Annotated in this window: 16 protein-coding genes and 6 pseudogenes; 9 read left to right on the top strand and 13 right to left on the bottom strand. The window is 61.1% G+C overall.

Annotation, left to right across the window (positions count from 1 at the left end; genetic code table 11):
* Positions 1 to 252 precede the first annotated feature (252 nt).
* The 4 genes and pseudogenes from AWB68_RS36795 to AWB68_RS36785 form a co-directional block, all read left to right on the top strand.
* Positions 253 to 2,041: pseudogene (locus tag AWB68_RS36795) on the top strand (acyl-CoA dehydrogenase).
* 176 nt (positions 2,042 to 2,217) lie between these two features.
* On the top strand, positions 2,218 to 2,343 hold the full coding sequence (locus AWB68_RS50940) for a hypothetical protein (RefSeq protein ID WP_268810964.1): 126 nt from the start codon (positions 2,218 to 2,220) through the stop codon (positions 2,341 to 2,343).
* A pseudogene (locus AWB68_RS36790) lies at positions 2,340 to 2,914 on the top strand (inorganic diphosphatase). Before AWB68_RS50940 ends, AWB68_RS36790 begins: the two are co-directional and overlap by 4 nt.
* Positions 2,915 to 2,967: 53 nt before the next feature.
* A pseudogene (locus AWB68_RS36785) lies at positions 2,968 to 3,211 on the top strand (transposase); the annotation flags it as partial.
* 170 nt (positions 3,212 to 3,381) lie between these two features.
* Here AWB68_RS36785 and AWB68_RS47300 read toward each other — a convergent pair.
* Positions 3,382 to 3,889, bottom strand: a pseudogene (locus AWB68_RS47300) (alcohol dehydrogenase catalytic domain-containing protein); the annotation flags it as partial.
* Positions 3,890 to 4,669: 780 nt separating this feature from the next.
* Between AWB68_RS47300 and AWB68_RS36780 the strand changes: the two are divergent.
* Together AWB68_RS36780 and AWB68_RS36775 are read left to right on the top strand one after the other, a co-directional pair.
* Positions 4,670 to 4,975, top strand: a complete 306-nt coding sequence (locus AWB68_RS36780; RefSeq protein WP_087649149.1) for a hypothetical protein — start codon at positions 4,670 to 4,672, stop codon at positions 4,973 to 4,975.
* A pseudogene (locus AWB68_RS36775) lies at positions 4,962 to 5,084 on the top strand (DUF2964 family protein); the annotation flags it as partial. The gene AWB68_RS36780 and the pseudogene AWB68_RS36775, both read left to right, overlap by 14 nt.
* Before the next feature lie 217 nt (positions 5,085 to 5,301).
* Here the strand turns inward: AWB68_RS36775 and AWB68_RS36770 are convergent.
* From AWB68_RS36770 to AWB68_RS36760, 3 genes are read right to left on the bottom strand one after another with little or no spacing between them, the layout of a single operon-like run.
* Complete coding sequence (locus AWB68_RS36770) at positions 5,302 to 5,751, bottom strand: DUF3564 family protein (protein WP_235028700.1); 450 nt, start codon at positions 5,749 to 5,751, stop codon at positions 5,302 to 5,304.
* A 22-nt stretch (positions 5,752 to 5,773) separates the two neighbouring features.
* Positions 5,774 to 6,112, bottom strand: a complete 339-nt coding sequence (locus AWB68_RS36765) for a c-type cytochrome (RefSeq protein ID WP_235008051.1) — start codon at positions 6,110 to 6,112, stop codon at positions 5,774 to 5,776.
* Between the two features lie 55 nt (positions 6,113 to 6,167).
* A complete protein-coding gene (locus AWB68_RS36760) occupies positions 6,168 to 6,827 on the bottom strand; it encodes a SagB/ThcOx family dehydrogenase (protein ID WP_087649147.1) in 660 nt (219 codons plus the stop codon).
* Positions 6,828 to 7,033: 206 nt separating this feature from the next.
* Between AWB68_RS36760 and AWB68_RS36755 the strand changes: the two genes are divergently transcribed.
* Positions 7,034 to 7,309 (top strand): DUF1488 family protein, encoded by a 276-nt coding sequence (locus AWB68_RS36755; protein WP_087649146.1) that lies wholly within the window; start codon positions 7,034 to 7,036, stop codon positions 7,307 to 7,309.
* Between the two features lie 25 nt (positions 7,310 to 7,334).
* Here the strand turns inward: AWB68_RS36755 and AWB68_RS36750 are convergent, their stop codons facing one another.
* Complete coding sequence (locus AWB68_RS36750) at positions 7,335 to 8,366, bottom strand: Acg family FMN-binding oxidoreductase (protein WP_087649145.1); 1,032 nt, start codon at positions 8,364 to 8,366, stop codon at positions 7,335 to 7,337.
* A 127-nt stretch (positions 8,367 to 8,493) separates the two neighbouring features.
* Here AWB68_RS36750 and AWB68_RS36745 point away from each other — a divergent pair, with 127 nt between their 5' ends.
* Positions 8,494 to 9,483, top strand: coding sequence for a zinc-dependent alcohol dehydrogenase family protein (locus AWB68_RS36745; protein ID WP_087649144.1), 990 nt, complete (start codon positions 8,494 to 8,496; stop codon positions 9,481 to 9,483).
* A 128-nt stretch (positions 9,484 to 9,611) separates the two neighbouring features.
* Here AWB68_RS36745 and fnr read toward each other — a convergent pair whose 3' ends face one another.
* The 5 genes and pseudogenes from fnr to AWB68_RS36720 form a co-directional block, all read right to left on the bottom strand.
* The gene (gene fnr, locus AWB68_RS36740; protein WP_235028701.1) at positions 9,612 to 10,340 is read right to left on the bottom strand and encodes a fumarate/nitrate reduction transcriptional regulator Fnr; all 729 of its coding nucleotides are present in this window, start codon (positions 10,338 to 10,340) and stop codon (positions 9,612 to 9,614) included.
* Between the two features lie 64 nt (positions 10,341 to 10,404).
* A complete protein-coding gene (locus AWB68_RS36735) occupies positions 10,405 to 10,794 on the bottom strand; it encodes a response regulator (protein WP_087649142.1) in 390 nt (129 codons plus the stop codon).
* Between the two features lie 130 nt (positions 10,795 to 10,924).
* Complete coding sequence (locus AWB68_RS36730) at positions 10,925 to 11,575, bottom strand: response regulator (RefSeq protein WP_087649141.1); 651 nt, start codon at positions 11,573 to 11,575, stop codon at positions 10,925 to 10,927.
* Positions 11,572 to 13,619, bottom strand: a pseudogene (locus AWB68_RS51650) (sensor histidine kinase). Before AWB68_RS51650 ends, AWB68_RS36730 begins: the two are co-directional and overlap by 4 nt.
* A gap of 145 nt (positions 13,620 to 13,764) precedes the next feature.
* Positions 13,765 to 14,757 carry an oxygen-independent coproporphyrinogen III oxidase gene (locus tag AWB68_RS36720; RefSeq protein ID WP_125483160.1) on the bottom strand — a complete coding sequence of 331 codons (993 nt, stop codon included), beginning with the start codon at positions 14,755 to 14,757 and terminating at the stop codon, positions 13,765 to 13,767.
* A 416-nt stretch (positions 14,758 to 15,173) separates the two neighbouring features.
* Between AWB68_RS36720 and AWB68_RS36715 the strand changes: the two genes are divergently transcribed.
* Positions 15,174 to 15,659, top strand: coding sequence for a universal stress protein (locus AWB68_RS36715; protein ID WP_087649139.1), 486 nt, complete (start codon positions 15,174 to 15,176; stop codon positions 15,657 to 15,659).
* Positions 15,660 to 15,756: 97 nt separating this feature from the next.
* Here AWB68_RS36715 and AWB68_RS36710 read toward each other — a convergent pair whose 3' ends face one another.
* The 3 genes from AWB68_RS36710 to AWB68_RS36700 all read right to left on the bottom strand — a co-directional run.
* Positions 15,757 to 16,584 carry a universal stress protein gene (locus tag AWB68_RS36710; protein WP_087649138.1) on the bottom strand — a complete coding sequence of 276 codons (828 nt, stop codon included), beginning with the start codon at positions 16,582 to 16,584 and terminating at the stop codon, positions 15,757 to 15,759.
* The gene (locus AWB68_RS36705; protein ID WP_087649137.1) at positions 16,581 to 17,087 is read right to left on the bottom strand and encodes a universal stress protein; all 507 of its coding nucleotides are present in this window, start codon (positions 17,085 to 17,087) and stop codon (positions 16,581 to 16,583) included. The genes AWB68_RS36710 and AWB68_RS36705 overlap by 4 nt, the downstream gene beginning before the upstream one ends.
* Positions 17,088 to 17,127: 40 nt before the next feature.
* The coding region (locus tag AWB68_RS36700) for a universal stress protein (RefSeq protein WP_143281998.1) at positions 17,128 to 17,310 on the bottom strand (183 nt) is incomplete at its 5' end.

The following is a 17,310-nucleotide window of genomic DNA, read 5'->3' as shown; positions in this document are numbered from 1 at the left end:
TCTCGGTGAACGTGTCGGCGCCGCGCATGATCTCTTGGGGAGCGAGTGAGGGGTCTCATATCAACGCCTTAGCGGCCTTCCACGATGACGCGCGCTACTGGTATTTCAGCAACCTGCTAAGCCTTTGGAAGGTGCACCTGTAGCTTGCGAATCACGCGGTATCCGGCTTGGCGGCCGATTCGTTCGAGGCACAACCGAAGCTCTGCTGCTTGTTGATGTGAACCGGGCGCGCCCGGCTTGAGGGATGCAGAAATGACCACTTATATGGCACCGATACGCGACATGCTGTTCGCCATGAATGAACTTGCTGGCCTTGCCGAGATTGTCGCGCTGCCGGGCAACGAGGAAGCAACGCCCGACCTCGTGGAGGCGATCCTGAACGAGGCGGCCAAGTTCGCGACAGAGGTGCTCGCTCCCATCAATGCCCAAGGTGACCGCCAGGGATGCAAGTGCAAGGACGGGGCGGTCACAACCGCGGATGGGTTCAAGGAGGCATACAGCAAGTTCATCGAAAGCGGCTGGAATGCGATGCCGGCAAGTCCCGAGTTCGGGGGACAGGGTCTGCCCTCGCTGGTCTCAACGCCTGTGCTCGAGATGTGGAAGGCATCGAACTTGGCCTTCTCCCTTTGTCAGATGCTGACCTTGGGCGCCGTGGCGGCCATCGCACATCATGGCTCGGAACGGGACAAGCACGTCTATCTACCGAGGATGGTGTCAGGCGTCTGGACCGGCACCATGAACCTCACTGAGCCGCAGGCCGGCTCGGACCTGTCCGCGGTCCGGACGAAGGCCGAACCCGAAGGAGACCACTACCGCATCAGCGGCACGAAGATCTTCATTACCTGGGCGAGCACGACATGGCAGAAAACATTATCCATTTGGTGCTTGCGCGCCTACCCGACGCGCCCGCGGGAACGAAGGGTATTTCGCTGTTCATCGTGCCAAAGTTCCTCGTGAACGACGACGGCAGCCTGGGCCGGCGCAATGATCTTATCTGCGCATCGATTGAACACAAAATGGGAATTCACGGAAGGCCGACCGCGGTCATAGCCTTCGGCGAGAACGAGGGCGCCATTGGCTACCTGGTGGGAGAAGCCAATCGCGGGCTTGGATACATGCTTACGATGATGAACCACGCCCGTATCAACGTCGGGCTGGAAGGTGTGGCCATTTCCGAGCGCGCTTATCAGCAGGCGCTGGGCTACGCACGCGAGCGCGTGCAGAGCCGCCCCATCGGTGCGACCAGCGGCCCTCCCGTGGCGATCATCCAGCACGCTGACGTTCGGCGCATGCTGATGAACATGAAAGCGCGGATCGAAGCTATGCGGGCACTGGCTTATTTCACGGCCGCCCAGATGGACAAGGCGCATTCCCATCCGGACGCGGCCGAGCGTGAGCGGTGTCCGGCCATGACGGATCTCCTGACGCCGGTCGTCAAAGGATGGTGCACTGAAAACGCCCTTGACGTTACATCCACCGGCATTCAGGTGCACGGCGGCGTCGGATTCATCGAGGAGACCGGAGCCTGTCAGCACATGCGCGACGCACGAATCACCACCATCTACGAGGGTACCACCGGCATTCAGGCCAACGACCTGGTGGGGCGAAAGGTGGTACGCGAACAAGGTGTGACGGTCACCCGTCTGCTCGGCGAAATGAACGACACCGTGGCTGCACTCGAAGCGGCGGAGGGCGCGGAACTTCAGGTCATCGCGTGCTCGCTGCGGGGGGGGGCACAACGGCGCTGCAGACGGCATCCGAGTGGCTGCTTGCGACATACGATCGCGACCCGGCCAGTGCGGCAGCAGGCGCGGTGCCTTACCTCAAGCTATTCGGCACCGTCGCGGGAGGCTGGCTCATGGCTCGCGCGGCGTTGGTGGCTGCCGCGAAGCCGGCGACCCCCGAAGCCGACTTCTACCGGGCCAAGCGGATCACGGCACGCTTCTACGCTGAGCACGTGCTGCCTGAGGCGCATGTCTCTCGCGAGTCCATCGTCAACGGCGCCGGCTCGGTGCTCGCGCTGGACGAAACGCTGTTCTGAGCCCACCTTAATCCACAGGTAGCGAAAGTAAAGCCACAAATTTCTTGAATGCCACCACGAAGACCTGAAGAGCCGAACATAAGCAGCACCTTTGCCGAGACCATCACAGAGGCAGACATCGTGCTGCTCGCTGCCGCCTTTAGCGAAAACAACACCGTCACACCAACCAGGAGTTCGTGCAGACCGCCGGCTGCAACGGCCGGATTGCCTACGGGGCGCTCACTGCGAATGTGATCTCGGCGGCGATCGCCAGCCTGCCGCGCGGTGTTCCGAACTTCATCTTGATCACAGCGCGCTCATGAGCTTCAATCACGTCCCCGCAGGCAAAGACCTTCCCCAGGACTTCAACGTCATTATCGAAATCCCCGCGCAAAACGACCCGTTCAAGTATCAGGCGGACAAGGAACTGGGCTTGCCATTCGTCGACGGCTTCATCAGTACTACGGCTTCAATCCGCAACGCTGTCCGGCGACGCGGTAGACGTGCTGGGCATACCGTCCCGTTGCTGCCCGGCGCGGTCGTCCGGGCGCGGGCGCTTGGCATGCGGCAGATGACGGGCGATCCGGGTATCGACGCGAAGCTGGATTGCCGTGGCCCATGAAGGTCTGTCCAATGCCATCAAAACTGAAGTGGATCGACGAGGCGCCATGGTACCGGAAAGACCAGATCAAGCACTTCTTCAAGCAATACAAGCCGCTCGAAAGGGGAAAGTGGTTGAAGGTCGAAGGCTGGGCGGACACCGACGCCGCGTACAGGGAAATCACCGACGAGTCAGCGAACTACAAAGAAGTAAGTTGCCTTCTGCCTGTCAACGGGCGGGTTTGCCGGACGGCCCTTACTCGACATCCGGAAGCTTGCACTCATTGCACGTAGAGACAAGCACACATCGCAGGCGATGTCGAGGCGGGCGGAAAAACACACCATGAGTGGATGCCGATGTTGCACCGGTACAGTTGATTCATCGCGGAAGGCACAAGACGCTAAGCACTACACAGCGAAAGTGGTTAAAGCGCCGCCAGGCGATTGAACCGATTATCGGTCAGGTTAAGCAGGAACGGCATGCGGCGTTGCTGGCTCAAAGGGCAAACCGGCGACGCGTTACACGCAGTGTTGTGCGCGATGGGCTACAATCTCCGCTGGCTGCTGCGCGCCATCGTCCGCCTAGGGCTTGCGCCCGCATTTTTTGTTCTCACGTGGCTGCGTTGCCTGCACAACGTCTTGCCAGAAACCTTGCTCGCGCCTCCCTACAACTGCTTCAAATCGGAAAGTACGATCGCATCTGATCGACCGCCCGGAAGCGTCGGCGATCCAAAACGAATTTTTCAGGTCGGACTAAGTATTTGCCCCGCGACGTGCCCGAGACCGCCGATGCCGGAGATGGCGGGCCACTGACCCGACCGCGTTTCCGACATTCGAATGCCCTTGTAGAACGGCGACTCCAGCGCACAGGATCGGCGCGATTTCCCGAAAACTCGATCAGGTAACGCGGATCGCCGATATAGTCCGGACCGGCGCGGACGTATTCCGCATACCGGCGTTCACCGAACAGTCAGAGTTCTTCTGCTCGTGGCAGAGCGTCTTTCAGCCGCTCAGGCAACGCTCGCATTGGCCGCAAGCCGAATACCGTCAAGAAATACTGACGCGGTCTCCTTCCCCGACATTCCCGGCATGGCCCTCGTGCACTCGAGTGAATGGCAGCGCCGGTTTGACGGGGCAGTCTCCATCGGCTGCATGCAGATCTGCGCGACATACGCCAGAAGCCGTGATTTTCGCGAGGATCTCACGGCGTCCTGGGTGTGGGTGTGGGAACAGACACCTTCTTTGATGCGAGAAGGCTCGCGAAACGATTGCACGGCTCTCATCGGCTTTGGCATGAACTCATTGGCGGCTTGATCGGGGATATGACTAAGCAACGGAAAGATTAATCTTCACGAACCGGGCATAACAGCTTCGATTCATGTCAATGGTCCGGCTTTGACGGTCAGTGAGTTGACGCTATGACTCAGAGCAAATAGGTCTGGCATTAAGCGCTTTATCTTCAATTCGTCGGGTGTTGCACAAGGACAGGGGTGGAAAAGACATGAAGGTATCAACGGTGTTGGCGTCGCCGGCGGCGGAGCTGACCGCTTGCACGAGCGATACGCGATGGAGCGACTTTCGGCACACGGAGGCCGCGCCTCAGGAAGCGCGTGAGCGAGCGTCAATCGAATGTTCAGGCGAGCAAGCGTGCGCGAGCGTGGCAGCGCACGAAACAGTATGTCGCGGGGAACTCCGCCACACGCATCGGCGACGCGACCGACACGACGATCAGAACGGTCGAGCCACAAGAGTTGTGCTGATGCCAGGGCCGGGCGCGCGAGTATAGCCCTCAGGCCAGCATGGTCGAGTGCTCAGGGAGTACGTGCTTGACGACTCAGGCTTCTGATGAACCTCGTTAGGACGTTCTCGTCGTCGAAGCGTCGTTGTTACTCCCGCAGGACGACTGCGTTGATGCTTGACTCATGTCAACGCCCCCGGATAGCGGTCGCCGACGATGGGTGAAGGGTGTCGGGTCTCCTGACGAACAAAGAAGGCGCACATCGCTAAGCCAATCGATGGATCAAGCGGCAAAATGTCTGGAGGTGTGTAATGGGAGTCGGAATGCAAATCGCCTATTTCGGTTTTGTGGGGTCGGCGGCGGTGGAGTCGGAGGCGGGTGCTGAATTAGTGCGTCTGGAGCGTTTCGCAAAGCGCATAGCAGGTTGTCACCTTGCGATCGAAGCGTGGTATGACCGTCCGGGGCATCGGCTGTATGACGCGCGTCTCGACCTGATCACGCGTGACTACAACTTGATCCCTGTCCAACGCAGCACGGACGAGGACGCGGAGGTCGCCGTCCGGCGCGCGTTTGACGCGGCGGTTGGCGTGCTGGAAAAAGACAATGAAACGCTCTGACATTCGGATAGCCGTCGCTACAATCGGAGTGTTCGTTTCGCTCGGGGGCGTGTTCGCAGGCATCCGTGGTCTGCTATTCGACGCGGAGAGTACCGTTAGTTACGGTGCGTTTGCAATCGCCATTGGGGTGGCGACCTTTGTTGTGGCACTTAGTCCGACCTCGAAGGGGAATCGTGATCGGGATTTTCCTGACGTACGCGTTGGAGCCGATTCGGGCGGAAGCCGTTGTCAGCCTGGCCGGTGGTGGTCCGCTAGGCTTTCTCGTGGGCTGCGCAGTGCACTTGTTGATCGGCCACAGGCTCGGTGGACCGGGAGGTCAGGTCCCGTCAGGTCCTATACGCTCCTCGCGCTCCGACATCACTGCCACCATCGCTCTCCGGGTCCTGCTCGTCTGAGAAGACTTCGTGCTCGGCCTGGATCGTTTCGCGATCGATGCATTGCACGTGCCAGTGCCCCTTTTGGGCTGCTTTGCTCCCGCTCGCGTAATACTCCGCCACGCCTTGCGTGCTTCCTGAAGAAATCTCTGGTGCGGTCTCGCTATTCCGAGGCGCAAACGCGTCGATTCGAAGCTGCTTCAGCACGAATATCGGGCCCATGTCGTGCGCTCCGCAAATCAGGGTGCCGATAGGTGACGATTGCAGAGTTCCCCAGTCAGGCAAATCCAGGGCGTCGTGTCCCTCGCGTGACCAGCGAAGCGTCTCTCTGTCGAGCCAAAGGATTGCATAGGCGGCGGAGGTGAGAGGACCAAAGCCATCCAGTTTGACGGTAATGCGCATGACGTTCTCCATAATCTCAGAGTTAATGGCTTAAGACCCATTGCACGAGGGTATGAGCGTCTTCCGCAGAAAGCGGGCCCCCGCGTTCGCCAGCGGAGGGCATCGCCATGTCGCCCCAATGAGCGCGTCCACCCATTCGAAGCTTGTGCTCGAGCATGGTGGCGGCATTGGGTACGTTGCGGTAGCGTTCGGCAATCTGTTGAAACGATGGTGCGAGAAATGGGGCATTGTCGGTATGGCAGAACATGCAATGCTGTTGGTCGACAAGCGGTGTCGGCTCAGATTGACCAAACGCGCGCGTCGCGGTGAAAAGAATGGCGGCGGCGATCGAAAGGTTGAAACGGTGGTGTTGAAGGGTCATCGGTGCACTCTCGACGGTGGCGTATTCGCTGAGGCGCGTTGCGTTATCGGTTGGATCATTGGGAAGTCGGGGCGAGGAAATGCCCCACCGTCTGAGCCAGCACGGGTACGCAGTTGCGCTTGAGTTGCATTTGCTCGGCAAGGGCGCTGCGGTTCAACCAACCGCGTGCGGCCACGGCGAGACCGGCAGAAGCGCAGAACAGATACACATTCTGCACGATCGCACCGGCGCTTGCCGAGGCGAATGCCTCGCGATTCGATGGGGGGACGTCGCCCATGCGCGAAAAATCCGCGACATACACAAGATCGAGCGGCGCGGCGCCGACGAAGTCTTGATAGCCGGTGAGACCGCGCAAGTCCTTCGCAACCACAAGATCGAGGCCGTGCCACAACGGATCGTAGCGGTATAGCCCTCGAGACAGCACGGCATATACGTCGATCTCGTGAACGCCAAGTGCCGACGGCGCGGTGCGCCCGCCTTCTTCGTCGCGATTGATGCCATTGGCGGCCCATAGCAGGTCGCCCAGCAGGGCAAGACTCAGGTCGTTGGAGGCGAATTCGCGCGTGGTACGGCGCAGCGCGAATACTTCCATAACCGGTCGGCCACCGCAGCGTTCTGGTGGTGGGAGCTCGATGCGAGGTAGCGCATCACCGACGACTGGCCGAGGCTCGGCCCGGTCAAGCACTGCGTGTCCCAGCGTGAAAAGATGTTTCATTGGCGCCTCGCATGGCAAAGGAGGGTCTGGCACTTGTGCGTCACTTGCTTGCACCGATGATGCTCTCAGGCGCGCCCGTCGCCTTGATCTGCGTCAACCGCGCTCGTTACGCGGCCTGACACACTGCGTTACCGAGGTAGCGGTGACTTTAACTCCGCCCGCTGCAGCGGACCGCTTGCCGTTCGAACTGGCGATCGAGCTCAACGATGATCATAAGCTTTCCCCAACAAGTGCCCGCCCACTGCGGCCGTAGCCTGATGCTCATCTTCCCGACGGTCGTCGACGGTGAGCGCATCGAGCGCAGGGTTTCGGCGGAGGCGCTGGGGGACCATTTCGGTGCGGCGTCGCTGCGCGAAGAGGATTTGCTAGCGGCATTCGAGGCACACAGGGACAAAATCGAAGGCGCGGCCCGACGCTTGCTTCGAGCGTTCGGCCGCAAACCCGTGCTGATGCACAGCGGTTACTTTCGCTTTTGCGAATAATTGGATCTATCCGTGCACCCGCACGTCACGAAACCACCTCGCCCATGTCACGCCGCGGCGAATGCTCAACCTGCGGGCCGCGCCCCATTCGTATCAGCAATTGAGGCTGCGCGTCCATTCCGATCTGCCGGCGCAACGTGTCACGCAGTTTGTCTGCTTCGATGGGCTGATTCAGATACGACGCGGTAAGTCCGTGCAGGACGCCTGTTAGCAGCACCCGTTCCAGCGCCTGACCCGCAGCAAGCCACGCGCTCGGATTATCGGCGCCCGTTCCGATGCAAAAGAGCAGTGGCGAGCCATCGACAAGCGACCGATGCGTCGCGGCCATCCCGCCGCCAAGATTAAACGTGCGAATCGCTGAGGCGACGAGCGGCGTTGCGATGTCGAGCAGCGCGCTGACACCGGCGGAGTACGCGGGCATGCCATCCGCGCAGCGTCGCGAATGGATCCAGCTTGCGAGCTCCCGCCTGAAGCGGGGATCGCGGAACTGCAGGTGATCGGCCTCGGCGATCAGGTCGGCGATCCGTTCACTTACCGGCGCCTCATCGACGCATGTCGCTTCCACGCCTTCGGCTTCGGCAGCACGAATCAGCTCCGCCTGAATCTCGGGCGGCACTGCCTCCGAGGTAAAGGCCTCGCGCGTCGTCACCCGCTTCGGGATGGCACCGAAGAGCGCAGGGAGAGTCGCATCGGTCACATGGCCGAGTAGCGCGCGCACCTGCGCCAGCACATCTGGGTCCGCGGACGCGGGGAGCAGCGTGATCGCGTAGCCGAGCCCGAAGTGGCTCATGGCTACGCGCAGGTTGAAAAGCGCTGCGCCGCAACTGATGATCAATTCGCGATCGTACGGGTCGGCGACGGGAAGCGCGCGCGTCCGGTCAGCGCAGAGCATCACGGTGTCGCCGTCGACAATGAAGTGCCACGGTTGCGAATTGTGACTTGACGGCGCAAGCACGGCATATTGCACGGCGAAACGCAATTTTGCCTCGGCGCCACTCAGTGGGGGCAATCGGTTCTCGTCAAGGTCCCATGCGGAACGGTGTGTGAGCGGATGCATTTTGTTATCCTTTCCCGTGGTGGCATTTTCGTTGATCGTGCCAGAGGGCGTCAACCGAACGTTGACTCAGGTCAAACCGGAACCGACCCGGTGCAGTGAAATGAATGCGATACCTGAGGAGAGCGACATGCGCGCAATGGTTTTCGACGGACATTCGCCCTTGCTGCGGGAGTTGGACGTCCCTGACCCCGTCGCAGGCACCGGCCAGTTGCTGATTGACGCCCACGCGTGCGGCGTGTGCCGCACCGATCTTCATGTCGTCGACGGCGAACTCGCGCACCCCAAACGCCCGGTGATCCCAGGACACGAGATCGTCGGCACGGTTTCGGCGCTGGGGGTCGGCGTGACGGGCTTTGCGATCGGAGATCGCGTTGGGGTGCCATGGCTCGGACACACGTGCGGACATTGCCGGTATTGCGGCATCGGACGAGAGAACCTGTGCGACACGCCGGGCTTCACCGGCTACACCATCGATGGCGGCTATGCGCAGCGGGTCGTCGCTGACAGCCGCTTTTGCCTTCATCTACCGAAGCGGTATTCAGACGTCGAAGCAGCGCCGCTCTTGTGCGCGGGCTTGATCGGTTATCGCACCCTTAGGATGGCGGGCGATGCGAAGCGCGTCGGTATCTATGGTTTTGGCGCCGCCGCGCATATCGTCGCGCAGGTGGCGCATCGTCAGGGGCGTATGGTTTTTGCGTTCACACGTCCTGGTGACCTTGCTGCACAGAACTTTGCACTACGGCTCGGCGCATACTGGGCGGGTGGTAGCGACGAAAGACCGCCCGACGAGCTCGACGCAGCGCTCATTTTCGCACCGGTCGGCGCGCTTGTGCCAGTTGCGTTGAGCGCGGTGGCGAAGGGCGGCATCGTGGTGTGCGGCGGAATTCATATGAGCGATATCCCGTCATTCCAGTACGCTCTCCTGTGGGGGGAGCGGCAGGTGGTGTCGGTCGCGAACCTCACGCGCGATGACGGGCGAGCGTTCATGCAGCTTGCTGCAGACACCCACCTGGAGCTTCAGACGACTTCCTATGCGCTCGGCGATGCGAACCGGGCGCTCGCCGACTTGCGCGAGGGACGGCTTACGGGCGCAGCGGTGCTGCGCATTGATAACTGATACAGAATGGCTGATGCATTGCTCAGCGGCCAGCGCGCAGCCAACGAAACGCGCCTTAAGCTGAGGGGCGCGTCGCTGGCAGCGTCGGAGTACCCCCACCCGTGCGCGTTCGCTGACATCGCTGTCTTTTACAGCTTCGCCAGCCCTTCGTGATCGAGGATACGGATTTCTTTGCCATGTGTGTCGACGACACCGGCTTTTTGAAGCTTCGAAAACATGCGGCTGACCGTTTCGAGCTTCAGGCCCAGATAGCTCCCGATCTCCTCGCGTGTCATTCGCAGGACGAACTCCGCGGACGAGTAGCCCCGCGCTTTAAAACGCGTGGATAGATTGAGCAGAAACGCCGCGACGCGTTGCTCGGCGGTCATCGTCCCGAGCATCATCATGAGGCCCGACTCGCGCACGATCTCGCCGCTCATCAGCCGATGGACATGATGCTGCATTACCTTTACTTCCCGGCAAAGCAGTTCGAGCAGGTCGAACGGGATGATGCATACGACGCTGTCTTCGAGCGCGATCGCGTCGCAACTGTGGTGGTCGGTGCACACGCCGTCGAGGCCGAGCGCGTCACCAGCGAGATGAAAACCTGTGACCTGTTCTTGACCATCGCGATGCATTACCACCGTTTTGAAGCAACCCGTACGCACCGCGTAGACGCTCTGGAAGTCATCGCCTGCCCGATACAGTGTCTCGCCGCGCTTGAGCATACGAGTCGAACAGATGACGGAATCCAGACGCGTCATCTCGGCCGGTGAAAGTTCCCGCGGCATGCAGATTTGCTGCATCGAGCAAGTCGAGCATCGAAGACCGGTACACTTTGGCGTGGTATGGGCGATCTGAAACGCGCGACGCGGCATAGGCGTTGGAATCGGTGCGACAGTCCTGCTTTCGATCACGGAAAACATGCTCGTCTCCTGTTCATCAGATGGCGTTCGCGTTGGTGAGGCGTGCACGTGCGAGGCGTTCAATCGTGGCACGCGCCAATTCATACTCGGTCGTTTTGTCAAAGAAGAAGTCGGCTCCCGCCGACCGACACGCGTTGCGAAACGCCGCGTCTGAATAGTTGGTCAGCACGATGGTGACAACCGGGAGGCGCTCGCGCTGGATACCGGCGATGACTTCCAGGCCGCTGTCACCGGTGAGACGCAAATCGACGATTACGGCCTCGGCATGGGTCGCCTTGATCCCGTCGAGCGCTGCCTGCGACTCCTCCGCTACCCCACCGAGCTCGACCCCTTCGATGCTTTCGACCATGGCGATGATCCGCTGACGCAGGGGTGACGAATCCTCGACCAGGAAAACTTTCAGCATGGCGCACGACGACTTGAGTTCATGCGCCCATTATTGGTCGAGTGAACTCAAGATGAAATCGGCGTTGGTTGAACTTGGAGTAGGCGTTTCGGAACCTGTGTAGGGCGTTCCCTACACGAAGCAGACAGCGTCACACTTCGTCGTTATCGTCAAACAGTTTATGACGCACCGCGTAGCGCACGAGTGCGGCCTCGTGCGGCATTTGCATCTTTTCCAGGATGCGCGATTTGTAAGTGCTGACTGTCTTCGCGCTCACGCATAGCGCCTCGCCAATCTCCGTGATCGTTTCGCCGGCGCACATACGGCGAAAGACCTCGTATTCACGATCAGACAGTCGTTGGTGCGGCAGCGTGTCGGCGGGTTCGTTCAGGCTTTGTGCGAAGCGTTCGGCCATTGCGAGACTCACGTAAACCCCACCAGCGGCCACCTTGGTGACGGCGCCAACCAGTTCCGCGCTCGCGCTTTCCTTTGTCATATAACCGGCGGCGCCCGCCTTGAAGGCGCGCGCCGCATATTGCTGCTCGGCATGCATGGTGAGCACGAGAATACGCAACCCAGGCTTTTCCTCTTTGATCTGCTTGATCAGTTCAACGCCGCTGCGGCCAGGCATCGACAGATCGAGAACAAGGACGTGCGCATCGGTGGACCGGATCAGCGCGATCGTGGTCGCCCCGTCGCTCGCTTCGCCCACGACGTCGAAGCCAATCGCGTTGCGCAAGATATGACGCAGCCCGTCGCGCACCAGGGCGTGTTCGTCTGCGATCAGTACTTTGGTGGTCATGGATGCGCTTCCTCCTGTTGCACCGCCTTCACCGAGAAGGTAACAGTGACAGCAAATCCCTGACCGGGCTCTGTATCGATGGAAATTGATCCGCCCAATATTCGCGCACGTTCGCGCATGCCGAGTAAGCCAAACGATCTTCGCTGAGGCGCGTCGAGCTTCGCGGCGCCGTGGCCGTCGTCGGATATGCGTAGTATGCAGTGTTCCCCGTCGCTTCGAATCGTCAGGGTGACGCGGCTCGCCTCGGCGTGACGCACGACATTCGTCAGCGCTTCCTGGACGATGCGAAATATGGTGGTCGCGGCCGTACGGTTGAATTCGATGGCTGCCGGCTCGATGTAACGCTCGACATTGATACCGTAGCGGCTCGTGAAGTCGTTCGCAAGCCATTCGATGGCGGGGATCAGCCCGAGGTCGTCCAGCATCACCGGTCGCTGATCGGCGGCGATCCGCCGCAGCGACGCGACGGTCTTGTCCACAAGACTGCGCATGCCGCGCAATTGTCGTATGACTTCCCCGCCAGCACTCGAATCCGCCTGGATCAGCTGCTCGACCGATGAAAGGTCCATCTTGAGCGCAGACAGTTGTTGGCCCAGATCGTCATGTAGTTCGCGTGCGATGCGGGTCTTTTCCTCCTCACGCACGATTTGCAGGTTCGCCGACAGATCGCGCAGCTCTTCGCGCGAGCGCCTGAGCGCGTTGTCCGCTTTCACGCGTTCGGTCACGTCGCGCAACATAACCGTATAGAGTTTGCCGGTGCCGTCATCGATTTGCGAGATCGATGCCTCGATCGGAAACTCCTCGCCGTTCGCGCGCAGCCCAAAGAGCACGCGCAGCTTGCCCATTTGCCGGTCGGACACTCCGGTTACGCCGAACTGCCGGACGTGGCATGCGTGGTCCGCGCGAAACCGTTCGGGGATGAAGCGCGAGAGCGACGCACCGATGGCGTCCATCGCCGAACAATCGAACACCTGCTCGGCCATCGGATTGAAGATCACAATGCACTGATTCTCGTCTATCGTGATAATCGCTTCCATCGACGACCGAATGATCCCCATCATGCGGGCCTCGTTCAGCGTTGACTGTGTCCTCGCCCGCGCGGTAGCACCTGACATCCGGGTGCGGTCGCGAGCAAGCAGAAAAACGATGGCTCCAAGCAGCAGCGCGCTGGCGTTCCGCCAACGAGCACGGCGGTGCTAGCGTTATCGTCGTTCGGGCCCAGCATTTCGGCAGTTGCAGAATAGGCGAGCGTCAAGGGCTCTCCGCCGAAGTTAAGCGTCATCGTTTTGCGCACGAGCGGCGCGGGACCGGCGGCGGCGCCGAGGGTGTTTGAGGAATAAAGCAATGTGGCGGGAGTCCCGGTGAACACCTCCAGCTCAACACGGGGCTCGCGTCGTGTGACCGTATCGAAGAGGCGCTCGACATCTGCCACGGCGATCACGAAGCCCGCGACGTTCGCGCGGCCTTCGGCCTCGATGCTTTTGTAGGACGGCAGATAGAGTTCGAAGTCCACGCGGTTGTCGCCCGGAATCGCATGGAGCGCGGCCGTTCCCGTGCCGGCCGCACGATCGAGCGATGCGTGCCGCGCCGTATCGCCTAGCAGATCGAAGCCGACGGCGGGGATACCGCTGGCAGTAGGCGTCATCATCGAGATCGGTGCAAAGCGGCCGTTCGCCGTGGCAAAGCCCAGTGCGCGCACCATCGGCAGCGTGTCTGCAAGATGAAGGTGGCTTACGTAGCCACGCCATTCGTTCTGCGTGATCGACGGGTCGGTCTCGAGCAACCCGCTGGCACCGCGCAGGACGTTCTCCATGACGTTCAACTCGCGCTGCGCGTCCGAGGTTATTCTCAAGGCGCGGCGGTCGATGCGGGCCTGCGCTGTCTGCAGCGACGCTTCGTTGACGTACCGCCAGAGGCCGACGACGGCAGCCAACACGAGGATCAGCGTCAGGATCGCAAGCGGAACGGGACGCCGGAAGGCCCCGAGCCGCTGCGTGGCTTGGCTGTATAGAGTGTGCCCGGGTGATTTGCCGTGACTGGCCATGTGAGCCTCGCGCGTAATCGGATCGCCGCTGCTGGAAATGTTAAGGGCGGTTCGGGGCAGGCAACTGATAATGGCATGATTTTCGCCGATTGCCGTATGCTGCACCAGTGCGAAAAGTCGAGGGCGGTACCCCGAAGCGGGGCTGCTACAGTAAGCCTGGTTGTGGCGTGTGCTCGGCGAGCAAGCGTGCACGTTGGTCGAACACACGACAGACGTCATCACAGCAGAGGCGACCCGTCGGAGTCAGCGCAAGGCACATCGAATCGAGGGTAAGGACACCAATTCGCAGGAATTCGCTCAGCGCCTTCCATTCGACGTCAAAATACTGGCGGAAGTCGATCTTGTATATGGCTTCGATCGCGGCGATGTCGACAAACAGGTTGGCAGACAAGCTTCCGATCACCGCAAGGCGCGTGAGGTCTTCGTGCGTGAGATGCAGGCCTCGCTCCACCGGCAACTTGCCTCGGCCGAGCGCCGAAAAATAATGCCGTGGCAACCGATGGTTTTGATAATAGAGTGGGCCGATGTAGCCGATGGCCTGCTGCCCGAGCGCTAGAACCGCACCGACGGGCCGTGAGGAATAGCCGTATGGCTGGCGCGTCAGACGTCCCTGTCGATGCGCGATTGCGTGGCTGTCCGCCGGGATCGCCAAAACGTTACGCGCGATGCACACATAGCCTGCATCGAGGAGATGGCTGACGGCGGAATGCATCCGCGCTGACGGCAGAACGATGCGCGTGGGCTCGGATGCGATGAGTGCATCGAGTTGCCGTCCCAGGCTAGTTCCTTTACTCTCGGCACAAACCTTTGCTTCCACCGCAACGAAGCCCATGTCGCGCGCAGCGGCAAGATAGGCTGTTGCGGCTGACCAGTCATTCTCGAAGATGACGCACAGGCTTGTCACGCCCAACTCGCGTAGCGCGGGTAACGAAGCGCCGGCCCGGATTCCCGGTTCAACGACAGCCGAGAAGCTCGATCTGGGACTGCGCTCAAAGTGTTCATCGACCGCGGTGCGAAGCCGTTCCAACGTGCCTTTTGGCCGTGCTGTCACGCCAGCGGACCATCGCATTTCGACGACTGTCGCGCGCTCGCCACGCGTCGCATGGTAAAGCGCCATCTCCTGCTCGAGATGTGCCACGCAGACGCTTGCTTGGACACAGTCGGCTCGATCACAGGCGCATTCCGCACCGTGGGGCGCGGGCATACTGATATTGAGCGCAATGGGTTGCCGCCAGTGAGGCGCGCCACCTGCGGCGAGCCACGCCCTGACGGCGCGCGCGTCGAAGGCCTCGGCGAACCACTCGGCGGCTGGATACGCCCAATGATTCGCGCAGGGCCACGCCGATGTAGTCGAGTGAGGCATTGCTTGCCCGTTAGAAAGCTGACACGAGGAATTCATCCTATACCGATACGTCGCCACGCCGGTTGACGCACGTCAACCGCGGAGTTTCATCGGTGATTGACACGGATCAATCGCACCGGACATCCGCCGTCCAGACTAAAAGCCGTTCTTCGAAGCGTCGATCAGGCGCGCTAACCAAAAGGGAGAAGGCGATGTACAAGCGAATTCTTTTGGCTTTGGATAACAGCCGTGCTGCGCGCCTCGCACTTGACGAGGCGCTGAAAATGGCACGAGCGGCGGACGGCACTGTCCTCGTGGTGGCCGTCGTTGAGCATGTCATTCCTATCGGCGACGTGCAAACTGGCTTCTATGACGATCAGGCGTTCGGCGCCGTCGCGCACGAAGCCGCCGAGGCCGAAGTGAAACGTGCGAAGGAGCGCTGCACAGCCGACAACGTATTGGTCATGTCGCGCGTCATCGATTCTTACGGGCAATCGGTCGCGCATGTGATCGTCGATGCGGCGGCTGAACTTGAAGCTGACCTGATCGCGATGGGCACGCATGGGCATCGGGGGGCCGGGAGGGTGCTGCTTGGCAGCGTCGCGGAGTCCGTACTGCGGTTAAGCAATGTCCCCGTGCTGGCGGTGCGGGACGCCACTCCGTACGACACTGACGAAGCGCTCGCTTCTGGTTCTTAAGTGAGCAAAGCGACGAAACGGCGGCACTCGGAAGTGAGCGCCGATTCAGTTCACAGGCTACCCAATGAGACCGCGTCCTGGGTGCGGGGCATTCGATCTAATGCGACATGAGCACCGGAACGGTCATCGATTCGAGCATCGTCCGAGTCACGCCACCGAGCACCCGTTCGAACGCCCGTGTGTGACCGTAGGCACCGAGCACGAGCAGGTCGGCGTGAACCGCGCTTGCCTTGCTCAGGAGCGTCGCGCCGGTGTTCGCGCCCGATGCTCGGCTCGTCGACGAGAAACTCGCACGAACCTGGTGACGGTCGAGATACGCAGCGACATCTATACCGGCAGGCGCTTCGTCATCCTGGTGCCGTTGCACGCTCACCACTTCGACGAAGCGCGCGCGCTTCAGGATCGGTAGCGCATCGGCCACGGCCCGCGCCGATTCGCGCCCTCCGTCCCAGCCGATCAGCACATTGTCGCCGAAACTGTTGATTCGCCCGGAGTAAGGAAGGATGACAGCCGGCACGCCGGAACTCATGACGACGTCTTCGACAAAATTCTTCGCGACGTACGAGCCCGGGTCTTCGGGATCGTGCTGGCCCAGCACGAGCAAATCGGCGTGGCGAGCGTGGAGCGCCGCCACATCGAGCGGGGGCCCTGCAGGGGCGCGCCATTCGGCGCTTGCGTCCGCACGATGCGCAACTCCGAGAAACGCTTCGTGAGCGCGCTCGCGCCACGCTGCGTGCTGGGCCTCGTTCTCGGCGAGGTTCAGGCTTTCGTCGCGATTGAAGAGTGGCCGAAACAGATCCTGGCACACCACGTACAAGCCGACCACATGGGCGTCGAATTTGCGTGCGAGATCGAAGGCGAAGTCGACGCGGGCCTCGCTGTGACGGCTGTCGTCGATGTGAACCAGCAGTGTTTTGTAAGTCATGACGGCTCCTTCAGCGGTTCCCCTGTGGTCCCGGCTTGCTCCGCGCGTGCTTCGGCGTCGCGTCCAGGAATAAGAAGCACGGGGCAATTCGCGATCCGCATAAAATGTTCCGCGACGCTGCCGAGCACGAGCCGCCGCCAGCCGCGCCTGCCATGCGTTCCCATCACGACCAGGTCGGCGTTAAATTCGACCGCGCTTTGCAGAATGCGTTGGGCGATGTCGTCGCCGGTGAGTTCAACTTCTACGACGCGCGGCGTTCCCTTTACGTCCTCGCGTTTAATCCGTTCGACGGCCTCGGCGCTCAGGTGCGCGCCTTCCTGTAAAAACGCGTCGCGGATATCGGGATAGTAGACGCCGCCGGCATCGTAGATGGGGGGAGGGGTGTCCACGACATAGAGGGGTTGGATCTCGGCTCCCGTGTCGTGCGCGAGCTTCAATGCTTCATCGAGCGCGTGACTGGCGGTTGCGCTGCCGTCGATCGGCACGAGGATGCGCTTGTACATGACTTACCTCATTGGGCAATAAAAGGTTCTGCTGGAAAGCTCAGTGCGACATCACCACCGGCACCGTCATCGACTTGAACATGGTGCGTGTCGCGCCCCCCAGAACGAGTTCCTGCCAGCGTGCGTGGCCGTAGGCGCCCATCACCACGAGATCCGCACCGAGGTCCGAGCTACGTGACATGAGGATTTCACCGACAGGAACATCATCTACTCCGTCGATGTC

This window comes from Caballeronia choica (genome assembly GCF_001544535.1).
GTDB classification, from domain to species: domain Bacteria; phylum Pseudomonadota; class Gammaproteobacteria; order Burkholderiales; family Burkholderiaceae; genus Caballeronia; species Caballeronia choica.
Note: the sequence above shows the minus strand (reverse complement) of the source record. Positions and strands in the feature narration are given on the sequence as shown.

Bases quoted from the DNA above. Each gene is read 5' to 3' on its own strand.
- AWB68_RS36715 (WP_087649139.1), top strand. From the start codon at position 15,174: ATGTACAAGCGAATTCTTTTGGCTTTGGATAACAGCCGTGCTGCGCGC.
- AWB68_RS36730 (WP_087649141.1), bottom strand. From the start codon at position 11,575: ATGACCACCAAAGTACTGATCGCAGACGAACACGCCCTGGTGCGCGAC.
- AWB68_RS36705 (WP_087649137.1), bottom strand. From the start codon at position 17,087: ATGTACAAGCGCATCCTCGTGCCGATCGACGGCAGCGCAACCGCCAGT.
- AWB68_RS36770 (WP_235028700.1), bottom strand. From the start codon at position 5,751: ATGCGCATTACCGTCAAACTGGATGGCTTTGGTCCTCTCACCTCCGCC.
- AWB68_RS36710 (WP_087649138.1), bottom strand. From the start codon at position 16,584: ATGACTTACAAAACACTGCTGGTTCACATCGACGACAGCCGTCACAGC.
- AWB68_RS36765 (WP_235008051.1), bottom strand. From the start codon at position 6,112: ATGACCCTTCAACACCACCGTTTCAACCTTTCGATCGCCGCCGCCATT.
- AWB68_RS36760 (WP_087649147.1), bottom strand. From the start codon at position 6,827: ATGAAACATCTTTTCACGCTGGGACACGCAGTGCTTGACCGGGCCGAG.
- AWB68_RS36750 (WP_087649145.1), bottom strand. From the start codon at position 8,366: ATGCATCCGCTCACACACCGTTCCGCATGGGACCTTGACGAGAACCGA.
- fnr (WP_235028701.1), bottom strand. From the start codon at position 10,340: ATGCCGCGTCGCGCGTTTCAGATCGCCCATACCACGCCAAAGTGTACC.
- AWB68_RS36780 (WP_087649149.1), top strand. From the start codon at position 4,670: ATGGGAGTCGGAATGCAAATCGCCTATTTCGGTTTTGTGGGGTCGGCG.
- AWB68_RS36745 (WP_087649144.1), top strand. From the start codon at position 8,494: ATGCGCGCAATGGTTTTCGACGGACATTCGCCCTTGCTGCGGGAGTTG.
- AWB68_RS36755 (WP_087649146.1), top strand. From the start codon at position 7,034: ATGATCATAAGCTTTCCCCAACAAGTGCCCGCCCACTGCGGCCGTAGC.
- AWB68_RS36735 (WP_087649142.1), bottom strand. From the start codon at position 10,794: ATGCTGAAAGTTTTCCTGGTCGAGGATTCGTCACCCCTGCGTCAGCGG.